General features: G+C 68.8%; 15 protein-coding genes. 6 read left to right on the forward strand and 9 right to left on the reverse strand.

The features are described 5' to 3' along the window. The first annotated feature begins 207 nt into the window (after positions 1-207). The 6 genes from ITX31_RS02305 to ITX31_RS02330 are packed head-to-tail and all read left to right on the forward strand — an operon-like array spanning position 208 to position 8,354. Positions 208-585, forward strand: coding sequence for a hypothetical protein (locus ITX31_RS02305; protein ID WP_194781872.1), 378 nt, complete (start codon positions 208-210; stop codon positions 583-585). Beyond that, entirely contained in the window at positions 561-1,907 is a 1,347-nt protein-coding gene (gene eccD, locus ITX31_RS02310; protein WP_194781873.1) for a type VII secretion integral membrane protein EccD, read from the forward strand. The genes ITX31_RS02305 and eccD overlap by 25 nt, the downstream gene beginning before the upstream one ends. After that, positions 1,908-2,936 carry a hypothetical protein gene (locus ITX31_RS02315; RefSeq protein ID WP_194781874.1) on the forward strand — a complete coding sequence of 343 codons (1,029 nt, stop codon included), beginning with the start codon at positions 1,908-1,910 and terminating at the stop codon, positions 2,934-2,936. Continuing rightward, positions 2,933-6,934 carry a type VII secretion protein EccCa gene (gene eccCa / locus ITX31_RS02320; protein WP_194781875.1) on the forward strand — a complete coding sequence of 1,334 codons (4,002 nt, stop codon included), beginning with the start codon at positions 2,933-2,935 and terminating at the stop codon, positions 6,932-6,934. Before ITX31_RS02315 ends, eccCa begins: the two co-directional genes overlap by 4 nt. Beyond that, positions 6,931-7,344 carry a hypothetical protein gene (locus ITX31_RS02325; RefSeq protein ID WP_194781876.1) on the forward strand — a complete coding sequence of 138 codons (414 nt, stop codon included), beginning with the start codon at positions 6,931-6,933 and terminating at the stop codon, positions 7,342-7,344. The genes eccCa and ITX31_RS02325 overlap by 4 nt, the downstream gene beginning before the upstream one ends. Next, the gene (locus ITX31_RS02330) at positions 7,344-8,354 is read left to right on the forward strand and encodes a DUF6177 family protein (RefSeq protein WP_194781877.1); all 1,011 of its coding nucleotides are present in this window, start codon (positions 7,344-7,346) and stop codon (positions 8,352-8,354) included. The genes ITX31_RS02325 and ITX31_RS02330 overlap by 1 nt, the downstream gene beginning before the upstream one ends. 51 nt (positions 8,355-8,405) lie before the next feature. On the opposite strand, the gene ITX31_RS02335 is transcribed toward ITX31_RS02330, so the two are convergent. The 9 genes from ITX31_RS02335 to ITX31_RS02375 form a co-directional block, all read right to left on the reverse strand. After that, positions 8,406-9,443 (reverse strand): RDD family protein, encoded by a 1,038-nt coding sequence (locus tag ITX31_RS02335; protein ID WP_194781878.1) that lies wholly within the window; start codon positions 9,441-9,443, stop codon positions 8,406-8,408. A 59-nt stretch (positions 9,444-9,502) separates the two neighbouring features. Then, positions 9,503-10,207 carry a hypothetical protein gene (locus tag ITX31_RS02340; RefSeq protein WP_194781879.1) on the reverse strand — a complete coding sequence of 235 codons (705 nt, stop codon included), beginning with the start codon at positions 10,205-10,207 and terminating at the stop codon, positions 9,503-9,505. A 146-nt stretch (positions 10,208-10,353) separates the two neighbouring features. Beyond that, on the reverse strand, positions 10,354-11,997 hold the full coding sequence (locus ITX31_RS02345; protein ID WP_194781880.1) for a serine/threonine-protein kinase: 1,644 nt from the start codon (positions 11,995-11,997) through the stop codon (positions 10,354-10,356). Then, on the reverse strand, positions 11,994-13,466 hold the full coding sequence (locus ITX31_RS02350) for an FHA domain-containing protein (protein ID WP_194781881.1): 1,473 nt from the start codon (positions 13,464-13,466) through the stop codon (positions 11,994-11,996). Before ITX31_RS02350 ends, ITX31_RS02345 begins: the two co-directional genes overlap by 4 nt. Before the next feature lie 7 nt (positions 13,467-13,473). Next, positions 13,474-14,337, reverse strand: coding sequence for a PP2C family protein-serine/threonine phosphatase (locus ITX31_RS02355; RefSeq protein ID WP_194781882.1), 864 nt, complete (start codon positions 14,335-14,337; stop codon positions 13,474-13,476). A 55-nt stretch (positions 14,338-14,392) separates the two neighbouring features. Continuing rightward, on the reverse strand, positions 14,393-16,870 hold the full coding sequence (locus ITX31_RS02360; RefSeq protein ID WP_323745551.1) for a transglutaminase-like domain-containing protein: 2,478 nt from the start codon (positions 16,868-16,870) through the stop codon (positions 14,393-14,395). Then, on the reverse strand, positions 16,867-18,066 hold the full coding sequence (locus tag ITX31_RS02365; protein ID WP_323745552.1) for a DUF58 domain-containing protein: 1,200 nt from the start codon (positions 18,064-18,066) through the stop codon (positions 16,867-16,869). Before ITX31_RS02365 ends, ITX31_RS02360 begins: the two co-directional genes overlap by 4 nt. 10 nt (positions 18,067-18,076) lie before the next feature. Further along, entirely contained in the window at positions 18,077-19,048 is a 972-nt protein-coding gene (locus tag ITX31_RS02370; protein ID WP_194781883.1) for an AAA family ATPase, read from the reverse strand. 46 nt (positions 19,049-19,094) lie between these two features. After that, positions 19,095-25,199 (reverse strand): Ig-like domain-containing protein, encoded by a 6,105-nt coding sequence (locus ITX31_RS02375; RefSeq protein WP_194781884.1) that lies wholly within the window; start codon positions 25,197-25,199, stop codon positions 19,095-19,097. Positions 25,200-25,396: the final 197 nt, after the last annotated feature.

Below are 25,396 nucleotides of genomic sequence, written 5' to 3' on the forward strand. Positions count from 1 at the left end.
CGGTCATTCCCCCCGCTGCCGGTGCTCCGGCCGTCCAGGCCACACAGAGTGGCCTGGCTTCCGCGCGGTACCCCCTCATACAAGCCGCACTTCCTCCGACCCGCAATGGGGAGAACTACCCATGTGGATAACCGCCCGGCCGCGCCGGTAATCGGCCCGGGGCATGTAAGGATATGTAGCGTACTTGTGATTGAGGGGACATGCATCATGGCAAGCGACTACGACAACCAGCTCATTGAGTCTGTTGCCGTCCGCCGAAACCGGCTGCTTACAGCCCTGCTCTACGGGGGAAACCCCAACGAACGCCGCTGGGCGGACACCGTGAAGCTGTTCCTCTTCAGCGTTGCCGTGGCCGCCCTTATTGCAGCCGTCTGCGTAGGCTACTCGTTCGTCACGAACCTGCTTGAGCAGAACCGCGCCAAGCAGGAACAGCAGCAGCAAAGCACCGCAGCAGGTCCATGGCACGACGGCGGAAGTGCAGCGGGACCGGCCGCCGGCGGTTCGGGACCCCAAGACACACGCAATGAACACCTGAGCCACGAGACAGGAGCCTGGCAGCCATGGCGCATGCCTACACACGGGTAACGCTGGTAGGCCGGCAGCGCCATCTGGATCTGCTGCTGCCCTCGGACCAGCCGGTTGCGGCTCTCCTGCCGCAGGTACTGGATCTCCTGGGCGACGAGCCTGCCGAGGACGTAGCCGCCAAGGTCCTCGTCACCCCGGACGGCTCCGAACTCACTCCCACAGACACCCTTGCCCAGGCCGAGGTGCTGGATGGCACTGCACTTGCGCTGTGCAATGCGTCCGAAGCCCCGCCAGCGCCGGTCGTCTACGACGTCACTGACCTGGTGGTCGCCGAAACCGAGGCAGTTCGCGGACGATGGACCAGGACCTGGAAAAACACCACCGCCGGTGTGTTCGCAGCAGGCGGTCTCTGGGCCGGTGCCGAACTAATCATCGCAGCGACCGCTCCGGAGGCGGCCTGGTGGCTGCTCGCCGCCCTCGCCGTTCTGGCTGCCGGAGCAGGAATCCTGGTCTGCCGGCGCAGCCCCTCATCTCCAGCCGGACCCGCCGCCCTCGGAGCCGGCTGGCTGGTCGGGCTGGGAGCCTCCCTCCACGCAGCGGGATTCATCGGCGGGGCCGACGGCGACTACGCGCGCGCCGGTCTGCTTCTTGCCGGGTCCACCGCGGCAACACTCCTGGCCCTCGGCGCAGCAAACCACCGCCCCAGGGCCATGTACAGCGGCGCGCTGGTAACGGCTCTGACCGCAGCATTCTGGAGTGCCTCGGTGGTCCTCACCGGTACCGCCGTCCAGGCTGCTGCCCTCGCCGGGATCGCCAGCGTACTGCTGCTCGGCCTGCTTCCGGGCCTGGCTCTGGCCGCCTCCGGACTGGCGGCACTGGATGACCGCCGGGCCAAGGGCGGCCAGGTGGGACGCCCCGACGCCCTCGAGGCCATCGCTTCGGCGCACGGCGGACTGGTGGCCGGCACCGCAGCCGCCGCCGCTTCCGCTGCCCTCGCGCTGTGGATCCTCGGTACGGATACAACCCAGCAGGCCTGGTCGCTGCCGCTGCTCGCGGTGCTGACGCTGGCGGTGTTCCTGCGGGCCCGGGCCTTCCCGCTGGCGCCGGAACGGCTGGCACTCTACGCCGCCACCGCCGTCGGGCTGGCCGCACTCGCGGCCGGGGGCAGCCGTTGGTTCACGGACCAGCCCTGGGCAACCGGGGTCATTGTGCTGGTGCTCGCCGCCGCCGTTTGGGTCGCGTTGTCCCTGGACCTTCCGGACCATGCCCAGGCGAGGTTCCGGCTGGCCGCAAAGCGGCTGGAGACCCTCGCAATCCTCGCGTCCGTCCCGCTCGCGGCCGGAATGTTCGGTATCTTCGCGCAACTGCTGGAGAGCTTCTAGATGACACAGATAACTCCCGGGAACGGTTTCGGGGCGCCTGCCACCGCCCAGGGCGACGGCTTCGAATCCACGCCCCAGCGCCTCCGGCGCACGCTGCGCACCCGCCCGGCGGAAGGGCCAGCACGCCGCCTGCTGCAGCAGACTGCGGACATGTTCCGCGGAGACGACTATCCTCAGTCCCTGGCAGAAGCCGCCGCGGGCGTGCAGCGTCCTGTGACAACCGGCCGGCGGATCGCGGTGACGGGTTTCCGCGGGGGTGCCGGGCGGAGCACGGCCGCTGCCCTGCTGGCACGAACCTACTCCTCCCTGCGCGCCGACGCCGCTGCCGCTGTTGACCTCTCCGAAGCCGGAACGCTCGCGCTGCGCCTCGCAGCGCCGGATGCACCTTCCCTGGACGCCGCCGCATCCAGGCTGGCACGCACCATCCCGGGTTCGCTCGCCGAAGTGCGGAACATCGTGGCATCCCCCGGTCCGGAAAACCTGCTGGTCACCGGGCGGCGGTCTGCGGCGGGAGCCGGGAAAGCCACGCACGACGACGCCACCCACCTCTCCCGGGTACTGTCCCGGTACTGCCCGGTCACACTCTTCGACTGCCCGGCGGGCCTCGGATCCGACGCCGTGCAGTGGGCCCTGGCCGACTCCCACCTGGCCCTTTTCGTCACCCCGGCCAGCGTGGCCGGAATCGACGATGCGGTGCAGGCCGCGGAGCTTTGGCGCAGGAACCCGGCACTGGGACAGGTGCCGCTGCTGGTGCTGCTCACCCGTCCCGCCCGCAGCCCGTTCAAACCCGCCGCCGAGGCCCGCAGGCTGGCCCGTTCCGGGATAGACGCCGCAGTGCTGGACTATGACGCCCACCTGGCCGCAGGCGTGGAGATCCAGCCCCGCCTGCTGTCCCGCGCCGCCCGGCTGCAGGCCGCCGAACTGGCCGCCCGGGTACTCGCGGCTGCATCTTCCGCGCCCGGCCGGCCCGGAAAGCCAGCCGCAGCCAGGCAAGCGGAGAACAGTTCCGGGAGGAGGGCCCGGGTATGAGCGTGAAACTGCTGCACCGCCCCGCCCGCACTACCCCGCCGGCACGCAGCATGGAAGCATTCACCCTGGACGCGCCGCCGCAGATCGAGGGCGGAAAAGGCGGCATGAATATGATGTCGCTGGTGCCGCTGCTCGGTGCCGGCGTCTCCATGACCGTGATGATGCTCTTCCGCGGCTCGCCGCTCGCCGCCGTCGGTGCGCTCATGATGATCGTGACCATCCTCGCCTCGATCGTGATGATGGTCAGCCAGCGCGGAAAACAGGGACGCGCCCGCCGGGAACAGCGGGAAAACTACCTCGAGTACCTTGAGCGCTGCCGCACCACTCTGCGGGTCCAGGAACAGGAGGCAGCAGCCGTCGCGCGCGCAGCCAATCCGCCGCCCGAGGCGCTGTTCGACATCATCCGCAACCACCGCCGGGTCTGGGAACGCCGCCGGCACAACGAAGATTTCCTCCGCACCAGGATTGGCACCGGCACCCGGAACAACCGGCAGATCACGGTGATGGATTCGGGGTCTGCGCTTGCCCGCGACGACACTTTCATGACCGCAGAACTGCAGATCCTCAAGAGGCGCTATGAGGCCAGTCCCGACCTGCCGGTAACGGTTCCGCTGGACGGCGCCGGATCGGTGAGCGTGGTGGGCTCCCGGGAATTCGTGCTCCGGGTCGCGCGCCTGCTGGTACTCCAGTCTGCGGCGTTCTCCTCACCCGAAGACCTGCACCTGGCAGTGGTCTCCCCTGAGCAGACGCGCGCGGACTGGGAGTGGGCATCCTGGCTGCCTCACCTGGCGGACCAGGACAGAACCCACCCCACCGGTCCCGTCCGCCGGATCGCGCCCAGCATGGATTCGCTGGCCGACCTGGTCCAGGACGACCTTTCCCGCCGCTCCAACCTGGCCGCCGAGGCCCGGAAGAATTTCCTGCGCGGCGGAATCGGCTCAGCTCTTCCGCGCCTGCTGGTGGTTTCGGACAGTTACGGCGTGCTGCCGTCCGAACTGACGTTGCCGGACCGGCAGGCCGCTCCGGGCCAGCTGGGCATCACTACCCTCTACCTTGCAGCGGACCGAGGGCAGGAGCCGGGCGAGGTGGCTGTCCGCATTTCCGAAACCGACTCGGGGTTCCTGCTGGAGAACTACCGCGAGGATCCGGTCCAGCCGCGCCTGGACAGCGGCACGCTGGACTCCCTTCCCGTGGAGCTCGCCGAATCCCTCGCCCGGAGCCTGGCTCCGCTGCGGCTCTCCCCCGATTCCCTGGAACATGAGAGCACCGGCAGCTCCGAAGGGTTCCTGGACATGCTCGGCCTCTCTCCACGGCTGGATGAGGCAGATATCCGCAGGCTCTGGCAGCCGCGCAGCGAGGTGGACTTCCTCCGGGTACCGCTCGGGGCTGACGACCGCGGCCGTCCGGCGCTGCTTGACCTCAAGGAATCAGCACAGTTTGGCCATGGCCCGCACGGCCTTTGCGTTGGCGCCACCGGATCCGGCAAGTCCGAAATGCTGCGCTCCCTGGTGGTCGGCCTGCTGGCCACGCATCCGCCGGAACTGCTGGCCATGGTCCTGGTGGACTATAAGGGCGGAGCCACCTTCGCACCGTTCGCCGACGCGCCGCAGGTCACCGGCGTCATCACCAACCTTTCCGATGACGTCAGCCTGATCGAACGCGTCTATGCCAGCCTGTCCGGCGAAATCCAGCGCCGCCAGGAAGTGCTCAAGGACGCCGGCAACCTGGCTAACATCACCGATTACCAGCTGCACCGCAAACACCGCCAGGGCCAGGGCGAGGACCTCCCGCCGCTCCCTCATCTGGTGGTCATCATCGACGAATTCGGTGAACTGCTCACCGCACGCCCCGATTTCATTGAGCTCTTCCTTTCCATTGGCCGCATCGGGCGGTCCATCGGCGTGCACCTGCTGCTCTCCAGCCAGCGGATCGAGGGCGGCAAACTGCGCGGCCTGGACACGTACCTCTCCTACCGGATCGGCCTGCGGACCCTCTCCGAATCCGAGTCCAGAACTGTCCTGGACACGCCGGATGCCTTCCACCTTCCGCCCGTGCCGGGCTTCGGCTACCTCAAGGTGGACACCACCACCTATACCCGTTTCAAGGCCGGATATGTCTCCGGCCCGCTGGAAGACGCAGCTGCCCCCGCAGAAGAGGAGGCGGATGAACAGCCGCCGGTCCTCGAAGTTCCCCGCTACGCGGCTTCGCTGGAGTCTCCCGGGGACCGCGGCGCTCCCGCGCCTGCCTCGGCGTCGTCAGCCAAACGCACCACCGGGCCTACCGTGCTCTCCACCCTCATGGACACCCTGGCCCGTTTCCCGCGCGCCGTGGACCCCATCTGGCTGCCGCCGCTGCCCCGCGGCCTGGCGCTGGACACCGCTGCCGGCGGAGTGCTCACCACCAGCCAGGGGCTGCGGCTGAACGCCGGCGGTAACCTGTCCATCCCGATCGGCCTGCTGGATGACCCGGCCAAGCAGTGGCAGGGCATCTGGAGCCTGGACCTGGCCGCCAACGGCGGGAACGCCGCCATAGTGGGCGGGCCTTCCACCGGCAAGAGCACCGCCCTGCGCACTCTTGCGGCGTCGCTCGCCCTGACCCACACACCGTCCGAAGCGGGGATCTATGCGGTGGACCTGCTCGGCAGTTCACTGCTCCCGCTGGAAGGACTCCCCCACGTAGGCGGCGTGGCAGTGCGCACCAACCGGGAAGTCGTCCGCCGGACCGTGGACGAGGTACTGGGTATGTTGAACCAGCGCGAGCGGATCTTCGAGAAGTACCAGATCGATTCGCTCGGCACGCTCCGAACCCTGCATGCCCAGGGCAGGATTCCCGAGCTTTCCAGCGCGGACATCGTGCTGCTGGTCGACGGATACGGACAACTGTCAGACGAGTTCGAGGATATTGAAAAGTCCGTCCATGCCCTGATCTCCCGCGGCGGCGGCTACGGCATCCACGTGGTGGTCACCTGCTCGCGCATGAATGAAATCCGGATTGCTCAGCAGAGCTTCTTTGGCAACCGGATCGAGCTGCGACTGGCCGATCCCGGCGAGTCCGCGCACGGCCGCAAGCTGGCCGAAGCCCTGAGCCCCGGCACCCCGGGCCGGGCACTGACAGACCGCAAACTGCAGGGCCACATCGCCCTGCCGCGCATTGACGGGAACCCGGATGACGGGTCCGCAATCCAGGGAACGCGGGACCTGGTGGCTGCCGTCGCCGCGTCCACCGACGGCCGGGCGATGGCGGTCCGTGTGCTGCCTGCCGTGGCACCGGCGGATCCCGCAGCGGTGCCGTCCGTGCCGGGCCTGGTGCCGCTGGGACTGCGGGAAACCGATCTGGGGACCGAGAACCTGGACTTCCAGGGCCGTGAGCACCACCTGGTGGTCATGGGCGATGATGCCTCGGGCAAATCCAACGTGCTTCGGAGCGTGGTCCGAACCCTCGCCGCCCAGCACACCGCCGAGAACATCGTCTTTGCTGTCTTCGATCCCCGCCGGGCACTCGCCGGCGAGGTGCAGGAGGACTATCTGGGCGGCTACGCAACCAGCGCGGCGCTGGCCGAGAAGCTGGCGGCCGCCGTCGGATCCGAGCTCGAGAAACGCGTGGGTGCCTCCCCCGAGGAAATCGCGGCAGCCCCCCGTGTGGTCCTGGTGATCGACGACTATGACGTGCTGACGGCCGGCGGTTCCTCACCGCTCGCACGCCTCACGCCGTACCTTCCGCTGGCACCGGAGATCGGACTGCACGCAGTGCTCTCGCGCAGGGTGCGGGGCGCCAGCCGCGGCATGTATGAATCCTTTTTCACCGCTCTGCGGGACTCCGGCAGCGCGGCCCTCATCCTCTCCGGCGACCGGACCGAGGGAGGCCTGATCAACGGTGTCCGGGCCCGTACGCTGCCTCCCGGACGCGCCCAGCTGATCCAGCCCGGACGTCCGGTGCAGATGATCCAGCTGTTCCTCAATGATCCGGCCGGCGACGTGGCACCCGTGGGTGGCCAGTGAGTGCGCGGTGGGTGGTGGTCAGCACCGGCGAACCGGACCGCCGAACCGTGGTCCAGGCCTTCGCCGAGACCATGCCGGAGAAGAGCATGCGCGAAGCCGCGGCCGGTCAGGTCCTGGAAATACTGGACGCAGACAGTGTCCCCCTGGTCCTGGAGCTCCCCCGCCTCATCCGGCTGCCGGGCGAAGTGCTGCGGCTGCACTCCGGCGCAGACGTCAGCGCACCGGCAGGATCCGCGGTTCCGGAGTTCTTCACCGCCGAGGGCACCGGGTCCGCGGCACCGTTGTGGTGGCTCGAGATTCATGCCACCGGCGGGGTGCCCGACGGCGGCAGGCTGGCTGACGCGCTCAGCCACACATTGGCGCGGCTAACCGGCGGCGTGGTCCTCCTCCCTGACGGGGCGCGTTCCTGATGCACGATTCTGCGTACGACTTCCTCACCGCGTCCACTGCGATGGTCTTCTGCGACCAGCCGGTGGCCGGCCTGAGTCCCTGGCTCGCCCGGGCCCACGCCGGAGCGGTGGAGTCCGGCCGCCGGTTCGTGCTGCTGACTCCCTCCGCGTCCGCCCTCACGCTTCCGCTGTCCGCCCTGTTCAACGGCGACAGCGCGTCCTGGATGGCCACCGGTTCCGACGGCGGGTTCTTCGACGCCGTGACAGGCCGGGCCCAGACCTGGGACGGCGGCGCCCTGCAGCCCGCCGGCACCGTGGCGGACGATTTCCTCGCCGCGGAACGGAGCCCCAGCGCCTACTTCCACGTCCGCGCGGCCGTGGTGCACCCGGCGTCGCTCTCCACCCGGGCCGGAACGTTCACCGAACGCGTCTTTGAAGCCGTCACCGGATCATCGCCCGTGGGCTGGGGACTGTACGAGCCGGCGAGCGAAACGTGGGACGCCGCTGCCTTCTCCGACTACTGCTACGGCCGGGCCCCGCTGCCCAGCCGGCTGGTGGTCCTTGGTTCCGCCCCGGGTTCGGTGTCCGGTCCGGGGGAAGCTGCCGGCTCGATTGCCGTGGTCACCGTGGAGCGGACCCGCACCGGTGTAGTGGAGAGCGTCGAGCTGCTGGCCGGTGCCCGGGCTCCGCTGGATGACGCCGGGCTGGATGAATTCCTGTGGGCCATGCACAGCGCCCGGGCACGCACTGCCGTGCTGGCTTACGGCCTCGGATACCGCGATCTGCTGCGGCCTGCCCGGTTCACCGGTACGGCCGTTCCCGGTGCAGCCCTCTTCGGTCCGGAGGCCCTTGCCGGTCGGCCGGCATCGTCCGCGCTGGCCTCCGCGGGCCCTCGTGCGGACCTTATTGGCACGGCCCCCGCCCAGTCCCTGGGTGTGCGCTACGCCTCCGAACAGGTTCCGGGAGAACCCCATCCGCTGGAGGCCTACGCCTGCTTGGCGGCGGAGCTGGCTCCCGAGCCGCGCCCCTGACGGGATTGGTGGGCTGACTGCAAAGGGGCGGCGAAATGCCCCGCCGAAGGTCTAGCCGACGGTAAAGTGGCGGTCGCCAAAGTAGACCGTACTGCCCGACGGCGCGAGCACGGGACTGTGCGGCGCCAAGGCCTCGTGCCGGCCGTCCGGAGCCACGATCGAGCTGCCGTTGGTGGACCCGCGGTCAGTAATCCAGAGCCCGGTTGAACCGTCCGACTGCAGATGCAGGTGGGTTTTGGACACGGAACGGCCCATGTCCGCGAAGTCGATCAGCTGATTCACTGTCTCGCCGATGGCCGCCGCGGGGTTCCGGCCCAGCAGGGCGGTGCCGGTGACCCGGACGGCGGCGCCGTCGTCGAACACCAACCGGCATCCGGCCCCCTGCCCGCGGGACACGATGCGGGTCAGCTCAACGTCCTCTTCCTCCTCCAGTTCCACGGCAGGGATGCCCACAGCGGTCTGCGTTGCGGCCGCGGCTGCTTCAGTCGTGCCGCGGGCCCCGGGTACGCTGCTGATTGGCTCAGCCGGCCCGGCCGGCGCCGCGGGCGGCGGCGCCGAAGGCCCCGGCGTCGTCGAAGGCTCCGGCACCCACCCGGTGGCCGGTGCGGCGGCGGGGACCGGCCCCGGCGCTGCGGCCCCGGCCCAGCGTCCGCCGGTCAGGAGCGGGTCCCGGCCGGCCCGGATATCGACAACGAGGGTACGGGCCGCCTTGTCATGCCAGCCCTGGCGGCGGGTGGGATGGTCCCACAGGTTGGAGACGGTCATGATCCAGGGGCCGGCCACGGTAACGGCTGAGACAGTCAGGAGCAGGTTGCGGACCAGGACAGCGGTAAAGCCCGGAGCCAGGCCGTCTTCGTTAACCGTACGCAGCCCCAGGACCCGGTTGCCTGGAGTCTGTCCGCTGCGTGCTTCCCACAGCCAGGTCCAGGCCAGGTAACCGGCAGCGGCGGCAGCGCTCAGGAAGAGGGCCGGCTGGCCCGGAACGAGCGCTGCGACCAGCACAAGAACCACCAGGGGCACGCTGTCCACCGCGCGGGCGGCCAGTCTCTGGCCCGCCGTGGCGTTCACAAGATTCGGGTTGGTCACCATTGCCTCTTCGTTCCTAGCGTCATTTCTCTCCGCGTGCCCGGGTGGGAACAGCTTCCGTCCTAGCCCTCCGCGTCAGCGGAGACCTGGTCCAGCAGGACGAGGTCCGCCGACGTCACCAGCTGCGAGGTCACGGCGTGCTCCACCAGGCGTGCCCTGCGGTTCACCGCCAGTTTTCCAGGCCCGCCGCGCAGCCCGGCGACTCCCACCCGGTCCAGCTTGTCGCACACGTTGTCCAGCTTGCGGTTGAACCGGGTCTGGGACCACCCCAGCCGTGCCGCAGCGTCCGCCGAGGTAGGCAGTGCACTGTAGCCGGTGCCGTCGCGGCGCAGCATTGGTTCGGCAAGCGCTACGATCACGGCGCGCTGCGACTCGGTGAACATTACCGGGCCGATCGTGGTCTCCCCCGATCCGGATCCATCCAGCGGGTCCGGCCGGAATGACGGTGTTTTGAGGTGGACATCGAACTCATAGGTGGTGGGACCGGCGGTAAAGATGACCCGGGTCTGCTCGAACACCAGTGGTATCCGGGCGCCCGGCGACACCCAGGCCTGCATGCCGCCCTTCGAATCGGAGATCGTCGCTGAAATCCGGCTTCCAATATTTGTCAGCCACCAGATGCCGTGTTCCTGCGAAATCGTGAGGAACTGCCGGTGCAGGTACGGGTTGTCATCGACGGCGAGGTCCCCCTCGCGTCCGATCCGGAACACAGCCCCGTCACCGGGCTCGTGCCACTCCCCGCTAAAATCGATCGCCAGATCCCCCAAGATCCCTCTCCTTCGTAGCGGCCCCGGCGCATGTCCTGCTGCGGAAGCCTTGCCTGGGCCGCACGGTGTTGGCGCTCCCCAACGGCTTATTATGTCCTATCTGCGGCCCATCCTGGCGCCGCTGCTCCCGGCGCACGGTATGTGCGCTAGCCGGTGCACACCGCTGCAGGCTCCGAGGCGCGGCCGTTGGCCCGGGCCACCTGGACCTCAATGCAGGTTTGAGCCGTGGTCGCCGGGATCTCGGCCCCGGCCTCGGAGGTGCGGACGAGCTCGCCCTTGCTCGTGGCGGTGACGGTTCGCCAAAGGTAGATGTCCCCTTCCTGCGGGTCGGGGTTATCCCAGCGGAACACCGCGCTGTCCGCCTCCCGTACACCGGTGAGGTCCGACGGCGGCGCCACCGAACCTTCCAGCCCGCCCAGTGCGTTCGACGGCGGCTGGGACGGCTGCGCAGCCTCCGGGCGTGGTTCCGGGTCCGGGGCCAGTACTGCTGCTGCCGCGACGGCAGCCACCAGCGCAGCTCCGGCAAGTCCGGCGATCAGGCGTCCCCGCAGAGCACGTTTCCGGGCAGCCGTTTGGCCTGCGTCGGGATCCTGCGGGACGGGCCGACCCGCAGCTGCGCGGGACGGTGTGCTGTCCGTTCCTGAGCGCGGCTGGGTTCCTCCCGGCACCGCCGCCCCGGGCGGGGCTGCGGTCTGTGTTCCGCCCGCGTCCACGCCGGCGTTCCCCGGCTGCGTGCCGGCAGGCAGCACGGCCGGGGCGCGGAGGACGGTTCCGTCGGCGGTGTCCTCGTTCGTTGCCGGAGCCAGGCTCGTGCGGCCCCGCAAGGTCGGCGGGAACGTGGTTGCCGCCGGATCGATCGATACGACCCGGCGCACCCGGGTGCGTTCGCCGTCGTCCTGTGCAGGTTCCTGGCGGCCGGCTTCGTCCAGCACCGCGAACTCCGTGACGGACAGGTTAAGTTCCGCCTGGATCCGCTGCAGCGCCAGGGCGAAGGCGTAGGCGGATGAATACCGGGATTCGGGGCTCTTCGCCATGGCTGTGGCGAGCGCCAGTTCCAGGGATTCCGGCACGTCGCTGCGGCCGGTGGGGGTCAGCTGCTCGGAAATGATCCGGTCCACCAGATCCCGCGGTGCGTTGCTCCGCCCGGGGCGCAGGTACGGTGATCTGCCGGCCAGCAGTGTGTACAGGGTGGCGCCAAGGGAATACACGTCGGCGCGAATGCCGTCCACGCGGGCGCCGGACAGGGCTTCCGGAGGCGACCAGGGAATGGACATTCCAACATCGCCGTCCTCATCGCCGTCCATCGTCCCGGATATGCCGAAGTCCGTCAGCGCGGGCCGGTTGTAGTCCGTGGTGAGGATGTTCGCCGGTTTGATGTCACGGTGCGCGATTCCTGCCCGGTGCGCGGTCTCAACGGCCGATGCCACCTGCACACCGACGGCCAGGACCTCAGCCAGCGGGAGCCCGCCCTGGCGGTATCTGGCATCGAGGCTTGGGCGGGAACAGTATTCCATGGCCAGGTAGGAACGGCCTTCGGCGGTTGTGTCCGCCTCGTAGATCGTGACGATGTACGGATGGGAGGAGAGCTGCGCCATAAGGTTCGCCTCTGCCTCGAACCCTGCCCGTGCGGAGTCGCCCCGCAGGTCGGACAGCAGGACCTTGACGGCCACTCGGCGGCGCGGGCGGTCCTGTTCGTACAGGTAGACGTCGGCAAAGCCGCCCGATCCCAGGTGTTCCAGGAAACGGAAACCGTGGATGGCGGGCGGCGGCGCGGGCGGCCGCTTTTTCATGCGAGCCCTTCGAAGCGGAGCGTGACGCCGTCACCCAGCTCGGCGACGTCGCCGTCCAGCAGGATCGCCGTTTCACCCTGCGCCAGGCGCCGGGGCAACGCACCTTCCCGGATCAGCACCGTCCCGTTCGTCGAGAACAGGTCCCGGAGCATCACGTGCCAGCCTTCCAGCCGGACCTCGGCGTGGGAGCGGGAAATATCTCCGCTGTCGCTGGGCACCTGCACCATCCGCGGCAGCTGTGCTCCGGCTACGCGCGACGCCGACGGCTGGCGTCCGATGATGATGTTCCGGTCCAGCTCGTACACGGCACCGGTGGACAGACGCATGAGTCCAAGGCTGGGACGGGCCTCGGGCTGCGGATCCCCGGACAGCTCCGCTCCGCAGAAACGGCAGGCGGCAGCGGTTGGGGGGTTCACGTGGCCCTGGCTGCAGGTACGGGCCAGCACGGTGGGTCCAGTGTCCGGGCCGGGCGCCGTTCCTGCCGACGCGCTGGCTGGCCGCGGCCCCGCCGGAGCGGAACGGATGGTCTCGTCGTCGTACTCCTCAGGCGCTTCCGCGGCTTCCGCGGTTCCAGGATCCGGGGAAGGCGTGCCGGGCAGCGGTGTGCCGGGTACCGCCGTGCCGGGCTGGGGCCTGAACCCCATGACCGTGTTGCCGTCATGGTCCATGGGGGGAAGGGTTTCCGTGGGTTCCCCGCCGTCCGGAGCGGCTTCGGTTTCCTGGGTCAGCGCGGCGGCGTCCGGGGACAGGGGAGGCGGCGTGAGGTTCAGCCAGGGAACAGCGGCACTGAGGTCGGGGCCTGCTGCGGGGGCAGGTTCGGCCGGCTCGGGTTCGGCTGTATCAGGTTCGGCTGCGTCGGGCTCAGCCGGGACCGGTGCCGGTCCAGCCGCGGCAGGCAGTTCGGCGGGTACAGGTTCGGAGGGAGCGGGCGGCGGCTCCGCCGGGACGGGCGGAATATCCACGGAAGCCGCGTCTCCGTGGCCTGCGGCGGCAGGCCGGGACGATGCGGGGGCCGGGGCAGGCGCCAGGTCGATTTCGATGCCCTGCACTGGCGCCATACCCTCACGCAGCTGCAGTAGCGGCGACGCCGGTTCCTGTCCCTGGCTCCCGGCCGGGCGCAGCACCAGCCTGCCGGAAGCGGGAAAGACCTGCTCGCTCCAGGTACGGAGGTTGCTGCCGGAGGCGGCCGGTACACCGTCGATGTCCAGCTCCAGCGGGCCGCGCAGCAGGACGGTCACCTGGCTGTCCACCGAGACCAGCCCGAAGGATGGCAGCCTGCTCAGTGAACCCGCCAGTCCGCCTGTGACGGCGTCGAAGACTTCCTCCACCGGCGCGCTGCCCTGCAGCGACGCCCATACTCCATCCAGCCTTTCCTGGCTGGTCTCCGCCGGCAGCAACACCACACGGGTGCCGCGCACCAGCACCAGCCAGGCCGCGCCGGGGTGCTGCCGATACCGCAGTCCGTCCATCAGCTAATCACTGCCTGTTTTCTGCCGGCTCCGCCGCATGGGATGCCGGTGTGCTGTCCGCCGGGGCCGGTGCTGCGAGACCGGGCAGCGTGATCGCCCCTGAATCGGGGTTCGACGCTCCGGAGTGCGCATCGATAACCAGTACGGTGATGTTGTCCCGGCCACCGGCCCTCAGGGCTGCCTGCACCAGCGCCGCGCAGGCGTCCTGGGGATTGCTCACGGAGGAAAGGATTTGGAAGATATGCCCGTCGCTGACTTCACCGGTGAGTCCGTCGGAGCAGACCATCAGCCGGTCCCCCGGCTCAACCGGAATCAGCCAGAAATCGGCGTTTGTGTCGTTGCCCGTTCCCAGAGCACGCGTGACGACGTGCCGGCGTGGATGAACCAGCGCCTCGTCCGGGGTGATCTGTCCAAGGTCTACCAGTTCCTGCACTTCACTGTGGTCAACGGTGACCTGTTCCAGCGCACCGTTGGAGAGCCGGTAGGTGCGGGAGTCCCCAACATTGAAGACCAGCCAGTACGGACGGGATTCTTCCTGTACCAGCACGGCACCGGAAAGCGTGGTTCCTGCACGGCCTCCGGTGGCCTCGCGGATCTGGCGGTCTGCCTTGGCCAGCAGCTCCTCGATCTCCGCAGCCGGGACCTCGGGCAGGTGCTCTCCCACCAGCCGCGAATCCCCCAGGGTGCGGACACAGATGCTGCTGGCGATCTCGCCGGCTTCATGCCCGCCCATGCCGTCTGCCACGGCAAACACCGGATCTGCCGCGATCAGCGAGTCTTCGTTCAGCTCCCGCCGCAGTCCGCGGTCTGAGGCATAGCCAAAGACCGCTTCTAGTTCCAGGGGCTCAGATGTCTTTTCGTTGGAGTTCATTCATGCCCTATCCGGAAGCGCTCACTGTAGTGATCTGTCTTACCTGTTCTCTCCATTACCCTAACGGACCCCGGGGATCTTGAGCAGCGCCGGTGCGGCGGGTCACCGTCGATGCTCCTCCCCGCAGCCGCCGAAGCAATCCTCTGAGCCGTTCCCGGCCCGCGCCGGAACGGGACGCCAGCTCGGATTCAAGCCGGAGGGAACGCAGCGAAAAGCGGGCACGCTGGCGCTGCCAAAAGCCTGCGGTGCCGGTCAGGGACGCACGGACCTTTTCGACGTCCTGCCAGTAGGCCCCCACCTCTTCCTCAGTGGGGTCACCCGGACCGAAGACGCCGGCGTCGGCCCGCCGGGCCAGTGCGGCAGTCGTTTCCGCGCCGAGCGGGAAGGCCCGGCCCAGGGCAGCGGCGTCCTGCCGGCGGGTACGCCGGCCGCTGACCATGACGCCCAGGTCCGCTGCGGCACCCAGCACTTCCCGCCAGCCTCCGGCGACCCGCTGGGCGGTGCCTCCCCTAGTTCGGCGCCTGATGCGCAGCCTGCGCTTGACCGCCCAGATCAGCAGCAGCGGGCCGAACAGGATAACCAGGGGCAGGGATGCCAATGCCAGGATGCGCAGGAACCCTGAAACGCTCTGCCAGAGATCCTCCTCCTTCTCATCGGCGTCCTGCGGGTCCGCTGCCGTGTCCGGCGGCAGTTCAGCGGGTTCCTGCGGCGGGGGCGGCGGCTGCAGAACCTGCGGCTTGGGCGTGGACTTGGGCTGCTGCTGCGGCGGGACGGGTTCATTGTCCTCATCCGGGGTGGGGAAAAACGGCACCCAGCCCACCCGCTCGAATTCAACTTCCACCCAGGCATGGACGTCATCACCGGTGATCTCGATGCTCTCCGGTGTTCCTTCGAGCTCTTCCCAGTCCGGATAGAAACCCATGACCACGCGCGCCGGAATTCCCAGCTTCCGGGCCATCAGGGCCATGGCAACCGCGTACTGCTCGTCGTCCCCGACCATCTGCTCGGCGTCGAGCAGGCTGACCATTCGGGCGGCACCGTGTCCCGGCAGTGAGGGAGTCTGTCCGTCCTTGCCGTTGCTGAAGTATCCCTCGGTGGCAAGGATCTGCTGCAGCTGCCGGACCCGCTGAACGGGCGTGGTTTCCTCGCCGGCGAACTCCGCTGCCTTGGCCCCGATAATCGGCGGGTCCTGCTGCAGCCGCGGCAGCGCGGTCTGGGCAAAACCGTACTGGGTCAGCTGCGCGTCGTCGTATTCCTCAGGGAACACCACGGCCGTCTCGTAGCTGTCTCCGGACTGGACGCCGGCGGTGGCGAGCATCGTGCCGGTCCCGGCGTCGTAATACAGTCCGGCAGCGATGTCCCGCGCGCGGTCGCCGCCGGGGCGCAGGGCCCGGATGTCTCCGCCTGAGGGAAGCCAGGCGCCGTTGTAGTCACGGATTTCGAACTGCAGGGTTGCCGCTTCGCCGTCCTCGGCGCCGCCGCCAAGCGTGCCTGCGTCGCCCACGCGGGCGAAACCGCCTGCCGCCTGGCCGCTGACGTTGTACACCACGCCGTCGTAGGCATCCATCGCCGCGAGACGGACCCGCTGGCCTTCCGGAAGGCCCTGGACGGTGAACAGCGTGGTTTCCGCGTTGTCCTTTACATAGCGCCGGAAGTCGGTCAGAGGGCTGGGGAAATTGAACAGGTCGACCGGAGGTTCCACCGTGTCGCGGAGGACTTTACGGTCCAGCTCCGTCCCGAGCAGCGGTGCCGCTGCCAGCGACAGCGCGGCCGCTGCGGCTAGGACTGCGGCCCCGTATACCCTGCGGCGCAGCCGGGCAGCACGTGCCGGCGCCGAACTCAGGGCAGCCTTCGGTGCTGCGGAAACGGATTGCGCGCGGGCGCGGCGGTAGGACATGAAAACCAGCAGACCGGCAGCCAGCAGGAGTGCCCGCAGGCCCGGCAGCGGAACATCCTTGGTGCCAAAGGCAATGCCGGCGGCGAAGAGGGCCAGGATGGGAACGGCGGGCCAGTACGCGCCGCGGAGGCGCCACGTGAGCAGCCCGGCGGCAAGTGCGGCCAGGAGGCTGAGCAGGAACGGGACCACCAGCATGCCGCCTGCCGTTCCTACCGGCGGAGCGACGGTCAGCAGGTCCTTCCAGGCGAAGACCAGGCCGAGCATCAGCACCCGCAGCGATCCGGGGGTTGGCAGCACTCCGGCGGCTGCTTCGACCGGTGCCGCCAGGGCGGACCCAAAGATGAGGTAGGTTCCGCCGGCAGCTCCGGCGATGGCCCATCCGCCCCACCGGCGGGCAGCGGCAGCTGCGGCCAGGCCAAGCCCGAGCGCTGCTCCGCCCAGTCCGGCAACGAGGTAGCGGGCGTCCCCGCCGAAGCTCGGGCCGAAACCCAGCAAGCCGGCGGTCAGCAGCAGCGCCAGCGCAGCCGCTTCGAGGCTCCGCCGCCTTGCCTCGGGGCTGGGCAGTTGCTTGCCGGCCGCCCGGCCGGGGCTCGGCCGGTTGCGTTCGCGGGGCCGCAGGGGTGTTTCGGTGCTCACGCCGTACCCTTCCGAATCAGCGCCGGAAGATCATCCAGGTTGCCGCACGCCAGCACCGTGAGGTCGGCGATGTCCCGCCGGCCCGGCGCTTCGCCCTCGGCACACCGGACCACAAGGGTACGGATACCCGGAGGGATGGCAGTCGACGCGGACCGCAGTTCTGCGGCGCCCGGAACTGAACCGGTCACCAGGATGACCACTGAAGCGTTGGGCACGGCGTCGGCCGTGAGGCCGGCCAGTTCCCGGGTTCCCTCCCGGCGGTCGGTGCTTTCAAGACGGGTCAGGCCGTCCAGGAGGATTGTTCCGCTGCCGCTGCGCATCAACCCGTCCTGGGTCAGCACGCTCAGGTCACGCTGCTCGCGCAGTGCCTGCAGGCCCAGCGATCCGGCCACTGACACCGCCAGCTCGAATTCGTCCTCGCTGCCGTAGTCCGAGCGGCGGCCGGAGAGCGCTACCGCCAGGTGGGACCGCCGGGTCTCCTCGAACTGGCGGACCATCAGCGTGCCGGTGCGTGCCGTGGTTTTCCAGTGAATGTGCCGGCGGTCGTCTCCCGGCACGTATTCCCGCAGCGCATGGAAAGACACGTCGGCGGTGCTGAGGATCCGCGTTGGCAGGCCCTCCAGGTCCTTGATGAATCCCGTGGCCGAGCCCTGCAGGTTCACGGTCCGCGGATGCACAAACAGGTCCACCGGGTCCGTCCAGCGCAGCCGGCGGCCCAGCAGGCCGAACGGGTCCCGCCGCACCGATTCCACCGGCCCCACCACAATCACTGCCCGCTTCTGCGTGGGGATCCGGAACAGTTCCTCGTGTTCGGCTCCCGGGGCCATGCGCGGCAGTTCGAAGACGGCGGTTGCTGCCCCCACGGGAAGTTCCAGCAGTGCCGGCAGCAGCAGCCGCGCACCGGGGTTGCCAACGGTCAGGGAGCCGACGGCGTCATCCCCCACGGCTACCCGGGTGCGGGTGAGGTCCAGGCGCACCGAATAGGCCTGCCGCCCCAGGACGAAGGCGAGACCTGCGGCAAGCACCAGCGACAGTGCCAGGGCAGCGATCAGTGCCTCGCGCCAGCCCAGCAGTCCGCCGGCCAGCCAGCACGCCGCGGCGAGGGCGGCAACGGTCCACCCCAGTGCCGTGACGCTGGAGAAGACAGCCTTCGGCGCGCGGAGGACGGATGCGGGAGTCCGGGGGAAACTGGGCACTTGGGCGGTCCTAGGCGTTGACGCGCTGCTGCGGCGCGGCAGTGGATGCAAGAACCTGGTCCAGCACGGCGGAGGCTGTGGCGCCGGCGAACTCTGCTTCGGGATCCATGACCAGGCGGTGGGTAAAGACGCTGGGTGCGAGCTTCAGCACGTCGTCGGGCAGTACATAGTTCCGGCCTTCGGCCGCGGCCCAGACCTTCGCGGCCCGGACCATGGCCAGGGCGCCGCGGACGCTGACACCGAGGCGGGTTTCGGGAGCATCGCGGGTGGCTGCAGCCAGGTGGGCGATGTATTCAAGCACGGAGGTGTCGGTGTGCACGGACGCGGCAAGGTCTGCCATATCCCGCACTGCGGCGGAGGTGATGACGGCGGTCAGCGCGGCCGAGCGGTCGCGGGTGGCGGACCCGGCCAGCAGCTCAACGGTGGCCGCATGATCCGGATATCCCATGGACGTCTTGATCAGGAACCGGTCCAGCTGCGCCTCCGGCAGGCGGTAGGTGCCGGCCTGCTCGATCGGGTTCTGCGTCGCGATCACCATGAAGGGGCGCTCCTGCGTGTACGTGGTGCCGTCCACGGTGACACGTGATTCTTCCATGACCTCCAGCAGTGCCGACTGGGTCTTGGGCGAGGCACGGTTGATTTCGTCCGCCAGGACCACGTTCGCGAAGATCGGGCCGCGGTGGAACTCGAAGGCCTGGGTCTTCTGGTCGTAGATGGTGATGCCGGTGACGTCGGACGGCAGCAGGTCCGGGGTGAACTGGATGCGGGACGTGGTTCCCTGCACGGTGGCGGCCAGCGCGCGGGCGAGCATGGTCTTGCCGGTGCCGGGGGCGTCTTCGAGCAGCACGTGTCCTTCAGCCAGCATGGACGTGAGGATCAGCCGCACGGCCTGCGGCTTGCCCAGCACTGCCTGGCCAACGTTGGTGACCAGTTTGGCGAAGGTCTCCGCGAACCAGGCGGCCTGTTCTTCGGTCATGGACATGGTGGTGTTCCCCTAGGTGGTGCGGATTGGGTGTGGAAAAGCCGGTTCAGCATCGGCCCATCCCGCCGGGCGGATTGTAGCCAAAGCTGGTGTGGATGCCCTTGATGTGCAGGCCATTGTTGCTGGCGTTCGGACCGCCGTGCTGGCGGTACCAGGTCTCGCCGCTGCTGCGTACGATGTAGCAGCGGGTCTCGATGCGGTCTCCGATGTAGGCCCAGTGGTTGTCCAGGCAGCGTCCGTCGCTGGTGTAGTTGGTGCTGCCCACGGGGTCCATGCAGGTGCGCCGGTCCCCGCTGTCAAGCTGGTTGCCCACGGTAAGGGTCCAGGTGGCAGGCGGCGGCTCGCTGCCGGTGCGGGCCGAGGCCTCCGCGGTTCCGCCGGCTGTTCCCTGCGAGTTCAGTACCCGCACCCGGATGCTCACCGTCTGGTCGTATCCGTTGCCGACGTCGCGGCTGCCGGAGACGCCAACGTTCTCCCACCCGCCGCCGTTGACCGAGATCTGGACCTGCGCGACATCGCGCGCGTTCTGGTTGGGCGGGGCCCAGGACAGCCTGGCCGTGCGGCTGCCCTGCCCGCCGTTTGAGCCCGACGCCGACGGAGTGCCCGGGCTGCCGAAGACCTTCACACCGGCGGAAGCTGCCGAGGCGGCGCTGTCGTAGGAAGAACCGTCAGAATTCACGACGGCGGTCAGCCGCGCAGTGATCGTGGCACCGTTGCTGAAGCCGGTGATTTCCTGGCCGCTGCTCACCGTCATTGAACGGCCGTCGCTGAAGCTTGCCCGGTAGCTGATTTCCTCTGCGCGTGCGCCGTTGCGGGCGCCCTGGGCCAGCGGAGTGAAGGTAATGGTGACCGCCCGGCCTTCGGCTCCGGTACGCGAAGCTGCCAGTGCGGGCGCGGCAGGCGCATCCGGAACTCCGACGGCACGGCGCGGCGCGGAGGTTGGGCCCCACTCGCTCCAGCCCGCCTTGTTGTAGGCGCGGGCGGAGTACGAATAGTTCTGCTCGGAGTTGTCCACCCGGACCGTCATGGCGGACGCAGCGCCGGCTTCCAGGGTCCGCACCAGGGTTGAGCCGCGGTATTCGCGCAGCTCATAGGCGGTGACGTCCGCTCCGTTGGGGGCGGCGTCGGACCAGTCGACGGTGAGCTGGCTCTGCACGCCCACCGAGTTGGCCTTGGCCGTGGTGGGTGTTCCGGGAGCGGAAGGCACTCCGGCAGGGATCTCCGGAGAGGAATATTCGCTGAACCCTGACGGCTCCGGGGCAGCGTTGCGTGCCTGGACCCGCACCCGGTAGCTGGTGCCGTTGGCCAGGCCCGTCCAGGTGGTGCGGGTCATGGATGCGGGAACGGTTTTCTGTGCCGTGCCGCCGGGCGGTGCCGGAGAGATCTGCAGGTCATAGCTCTCGATGGGAGAGCCGTCGTTTGCCGGTGCCGTCCAGGAGATATCCAGCTGCCGGTCGCCGAATGCCAGGACCGGCGGGGCAGGCTGGGCGGGCTGGGTGTCCGGCCGGGCCGCAGCCGACTGCGGGGACGGGTCCGAGGTGCCGTTGGCGTTCGTTGCCGTCACGGCGAACGTGTACTCGACATTGTTCGTCAGGCCGGCCAGGGTGCAGGTGGTGGCCGGGCAGGCCTGGCTGAAACCGCTGCTCCCGGTGACCGTGTAGCCGGTGATCGGTGAACCGTTGGCTGCCGGCGGGTCCCAGGAAAGGACAACCGTGCGGCTGCGGGTACTTTCCACTACGGGCGTGGACGGCGAGTCAGGGCGTCCCTGCACTGAAAGCCGGATCTGCGCGGAAGCCTGCCGGTCTGCCTGCCGGGTCTTGTCCTCCACCCGGTACTGCACGCTCATGCTGCCAACGAAGTCCGGGTTGGGCGTCACCACAATCGAGTCGCCGCTGACCTGCGCCGTGCCGTTGCCGTCGGCTGTCGTCTCCAGGATCCGCAGCGGCGTGTCCGGGAACGGATTGTCATCATTGGCCAGCACGTCCACCGTGACGGGTTTGCCCTGCACTGCGTCCTCCACTGAATCGTCTGCTGCAACCGGCAGCGGCCGGGTGGAAGCGAGCACTGCCAGGTCAACGCGTCCGGGCGCCGGGTCGCTGCGTCCGTCCGTCACGGAAACTGCAAGCTGGCCCAGTGTTCCTACGGCGGCGCTGTCAGCAGCGGCGACCTCCAGGATGGTGCCTCGAAGCGTCGCTTCGAAGCCCTCCGGCACCGGGCCGGCCAGGGCGAACTCGAGGCGGTCAGCGTCCTCGGGGTTGGGATCTGACGCCAGCGGTGCCAGGTCCAGCCTGACCGGTTCCTCCCCCTTGGCCGCTTCCAGCGACCCGGGGTTCATCACCGGCGGGAGGTTCTGCTCCGGCAGCGGGATCACGTTGATCAGGACGGTGAGCGTGGCCTTCAGGCCTTCCGGATCGTCCGGGCCGGAGCCGTCAGTTACTTCGAAGGTGATCGCACCCAGCCCGGCGTAGTCCTCGTCCGCAGTGTAGGCAAGGGTGTCCTCGTCTGTGACCCACGTGTCCCGGTTGGAGGATCCGATAGCGCTGACCTTGGCGGTCTCGGTGATGCGGGGCGTCCTGTCATCGCGGACCTCCACGAGATCCCCCAGCTCGAGGTCGAGGGTGTCCCCCGCCTGCACCTCCTGGACCGCGGAGGTGCGCAGCGTCGGATACTGCGCGCTCAGGCCCGGCACCCAAATCACCGCTGCTGCCGTCCCGCCGTCCATGTCCTGGACCGTGTACGGGATGGCCTGCGCTTCTTCTGTCAGTTCCACCCGCACCTTGTCGCCCACTACCGAGGCGGTAGTGCGCAGGGGGTCCACCGAAACTTCAAGGTCCTCGGCAACGCCGTCGGGGTCCTCGTCATTCTCAAGCACCGCCACGTCAACCGCGGTGCGGCCCCGGATCTCGGCGACCTCCACCCGGTCATCGCGGGCGATCGGTGCCAGCAGTTCGGCGTTGGGGTCCGAGACAACGGCAACATTGCCGTTCGCTGAACCACCGCGATTGTCCTCCACGGCGTAGCGGACGTTGTAGGTTCCGGGCTCGTCCGGGACAGTGAAGCGCACCCGGGGACCGTCGGCGCGGGCGTCCATGGACGGTTCCTGGGCGCTCACGCCGTCAGGGTCCAGCGAGATTGGATCGCCGTCGGGGTCTGAATCGTTGGCGAGGACCGGAACGGCAACCTCACGTCCCGGACGCACGGTGACGGCGTCGTTCACGGCCACCGGCTTCTGGTTCGCTTCCGCCGCCGGAGCAATACCCACCCGCACGGTGCCGGAGTTCACCAGGCCCAGGCGGTCCCGCACGGTGTACGTGAACGAATCGGTTCCGCGTCCGGACGCGGAGGCGGTGTAGTCGATGTAGTCAGGTCCCGGAACTGCGGCACCGAGTGCCGGGGCGGCGGCTATGCCGTCCAGGTAGACCGAGTCGCCGTCGGCGTCCAGCCCGTTGAGCGGAACCGGTATCCGCACCGTGGTCCCGGCAATCGCCCGGCCCTCCAGGTTGCGGGGAACCGGCGGGGTGTTCTTTTCGTCGTCCCGCGGCAGGATGTTGATGCGTACCTGGGCCGAATCGCTCTGCCCGCTGGAGTCGCGGACCTCATAGATCGCGTAAACGGTCTTGGCCGTGTCTCCCGCAACGAAGCGCAGGATATTTTCGGAGACGAACAGCTGCCCGTCTGCAGGGTCGACGCCCTGCGGGAGCACCGGGTTAAGGGTGAGTTCGTCGCCGGTGGGTGAAGTGTCGTTTTCAAGCACCGGAATGTCCACCACGTCACCTACGCGGACGGTGGCGGTGTCAGCGGACGCGGCGGGCGGGAGCAGGGTGTCCGGCGGTTCCACCGGAAGCACGCTCACCTCGCCGCTGGCGCTGGCCGAACCGTTGGACACCGTGTAGCGGAGAACCCCCTGTTCCTGCATGCCCCGCACGTCATGGATCTGAAGGATGTTGTGGTCCAGTACCTCCACGTCAAGAGGGGAACTGGCGCCGGTGTTGACCGACTGGACTACCAGCACTCCCCCGGTGGGATCGGTGTCATTGCCCAGCACGTCCACCAGCACGCTTCCGCCCCGGGGCAGCAGCGCGACGTCGCGGACTGCCACCGGCGCTCCCTGCCGTCCGGATTCCTGCGCATCCACGCGGATCAGGCCGGCAGCGCTCTGCGGCCCGTTGGTCACCAGGTACTCGAGGTAATAGGTCGACGCCGACGCGGGGGTGAAGGAAACAGCGCCCGTCTCATAGTTCGGCACCAGTGCGGAGCCGTCTTCCTGCTCCTGCTCCACCCGGGCCAGGCTGAGCTGGCCGCCGGCAGGGTCCAGGTCATTCTGCAGCGGGTAGAGGGTGACGGCCTCGCCGACGGTCGCGGTGAAGTGGTCGAAATTGGTCACCGGCGGAAGCACTCCCGCCGGGCGGACGTCGAAGGTGACGGTGCCGGTGGAGGTTTCGGTGCCGTCCGAAACGGTGACGGCAACGTCCTTGACGCCCTGTGTCTTGCCGATGTCACGGAAAGTCAGCAGGCCGTCGGAGCGGGTGCGCACCTGGTCGCCGTCAGCGGTTGGTTCCGCGGCGAGCAGGACCAGGTCGTCCCCGTCCGGGTCCATCCAGTCGTTCAGGATGTTCTGGCTGACGGATTTGCCCTGTTCCACCAGGATGCGGGTGGAGCGCCTGGGTTCGGGCGGAGCGTTCTCCCCCGCACCGCGGACCTGGACCGTAGCCGTGGCCGAAGCGGTTCCGCCCCGCCCGTCGCTGACTTCATACGTGAACGTGCTCGTGCCCGAGGCATCGGCCGGCACCACGATCTGCAGGCCAGCGCCGTTGTAGATTTCCTGGACGACCCCGGCGGCGGGCTGGTCCCCCGTCAGCCTGACGGTCAGCAGGTCGCCGTCCGGATCGGTGTCGTTGTCCAGGACGTTCAGGATGGTGGTCCGGCCGGCCCGCACGCCGAAGCGGTCGTCGGAGGCGACCGGCGGCCGGTTCTCCCCGGTTCGGTCCGGAAGGGTATTCACCGGATTCTCGCTGGCGGATTCCTCTTCGTCATCGCTTGAATCCTGCTTGGGCGGGATCACGTCGCCCCAGTTGTCCACCAGCTGCATGTTTTCAAGGACCAGCCACACGTTGCCGCCGTTGATGTCATTGAGGACCACAACGGAGCGGTTGACCCGGAACACCAGGTCCGAGGAAGCCCCGATGCCGGGGATCTCCTCGCGGAGGTTGTCCGCCTCCTGCTCACAGTTCCGCACATAGGTTCCGGCTCCGGACCAGGCGGCGTGGACACAGCCGTCCACCAGCACCGGTGGGGCCGGTGTCCCGGATCCTTCGACCTCGGTAACCGTCGCCGCGGACCCGTTCAGCGGCTGCTCGATGAGCGCGGTGGCGGTAGCCAGCGCAACGACGTCGGCCTCCGGACCTGAATCCTGCAGCTGGGCGCCGCGCGTGTTTTCAAACTCCACCGTGCGCCCGCCGGGCAGCACCAGGGTCCCCGATTCGGCGTCGAACGCCACCGGCCTGCTGCCTACGGCAGCCACCTGGACGTCGCCGAATCCCCTGAGTTCCTCCGCTTCGGTTACGGACGGCTCGCCGTAGCTTCCGTCCTCGGCAACCTGGTAGCTGTAGATCCGGCCGCCGCGCGGGTCGGCAATCACCGCGGTGCCCTCAGGAGAAACGTCGGCGGCGGCTCCGGGTGCGTTCTGCACTGCGGGTTCCTGCTCGGTGTCACTGAAGAAGGGAAGGGAACCGGTGCTGGTCAGCCAGACGTTTCCTGCAGCCGGATCAGTCACGGCTACTGCGTTTCCACCCTGGCTGAGCACGGCCGACGCCGGGAGCTGGACTTCGGTGCCCCGGGCCACGTTGGCCACGTCCACCGGTGACACCTTGGACTGGTCCGTGTTGGCGTGGAACACGGTGCTTTCGTGCTGCGTGACGTTGAAGCGGTCGCTGTTGGCCGCGTAGGCGCCGTCGAGCATTCGGGAGGGGTAGTTGAGGTGGCCGACCATGCCCTGGGTCTGGTTGGTAACCCATACGCCGCCGTCGTTGAGATCCACGTCCGCGCGGGCAAAACCGGGGTACAGGATGGCCGTGGCCACCAGTGCTCCAGCAGCTGCCACGGCGGCGCCGGCCGAGATGGCTTTTCGGTGCGTGCGCAGACGCGCAGGCACAGCCCCCCTCAATGCTGACACGTGGTTCCCCCTGTTGCGTTCCCCAATAGCCATGCCGGTTCCGCGCTCCTCCTCGGATGCGGTGTCCAGTCGCAGGGCGGCAGAACGGCAGGCAGACGGACTTAGTGTCGCATATTGCTAAGGCTCCTGCCCAAAACGTTAAGGGTGCTGTCGACAGTGGACTGTCCCGGGCCGGG

Origin of the sequence: Arthrobacter gandavensis (assembly GCF_015355785.1) — a bacterium.
GTDB lineage: Bacteria > Actinomycetota > Actinomycetes > Actinomycetales > Micrococcaceae > Arthrobacter_B > Arthrobacter_B gandavensis_A.

Coding starts and splice junctions, on each gene's coding strand:
- ITX31_RS02305 (WP_194781872.1), top strand. CDS start 208: ATGGCAAGCGACTACGACAACCAGCTCATTGAGTCTGTTGCCGTCCGC.
- eccD (WP_194781873.1), top strand. CDS start 561: ATGGCGCATGCCTACACACGGGTAACGCTGGTAGGCCGGCAGCGCCAT.
- ITX31_RS02315 (WP_194781874.1), top strand. CDS start 1,908: ATGACACAGATAACTCCCGGGAACGGTTTCGGGGCGCCTGCCACCGCC.
- eccCa (WP_194781875.1), top strand. CDS start 2,933: ATGAGCGTGAAACTGCTGCACCGCCCCGCCCGCACTACCCCGCCGGCA.
- ITX31_RS02330 (WP_194781877.1), top strand. CDS start 7,344: ATGCACGATTCTGCGTACGACTTCCTCACCGCGTCCACTGCGATGGTC.
- ITX31_RS02335 (WP_194781878.1), bottom strand. CDS start 9,443: ATGGTGACCAACCCGAATCTTGTGAACGCCACGGCGGGCCAGAGACTG.
- ITX31_RS02345 (WP_194781880.1), bottom strand. CDS start 11,997: ATGAAAAAGCGGCCGCCCGCGCCGCCGCCCGCCATCCACGGTTTCCGT.
- ITX31_RS02350 (WP_194781881.1), bottom strand. CDS start 13,466: ATGGACGGACTGCGGTATCGGCAGCACCCCGGCGCGGCCTGGCTGGTG.
- ITX31_RS02355 (WP_194781882.1), bottom strand. CDS start 14,337: ATGAACTCCAACGAAAAGACATCTGAGCCCCTGGAACTAGAAGCGGTC.
- ITX31_RS02370 (WP_194781883.1), bottom strand. CDS start 19,048: ATGTCCATGACCGAAGAACAGGCCGCCTGGTTCGCGGAGACCTTCGCC.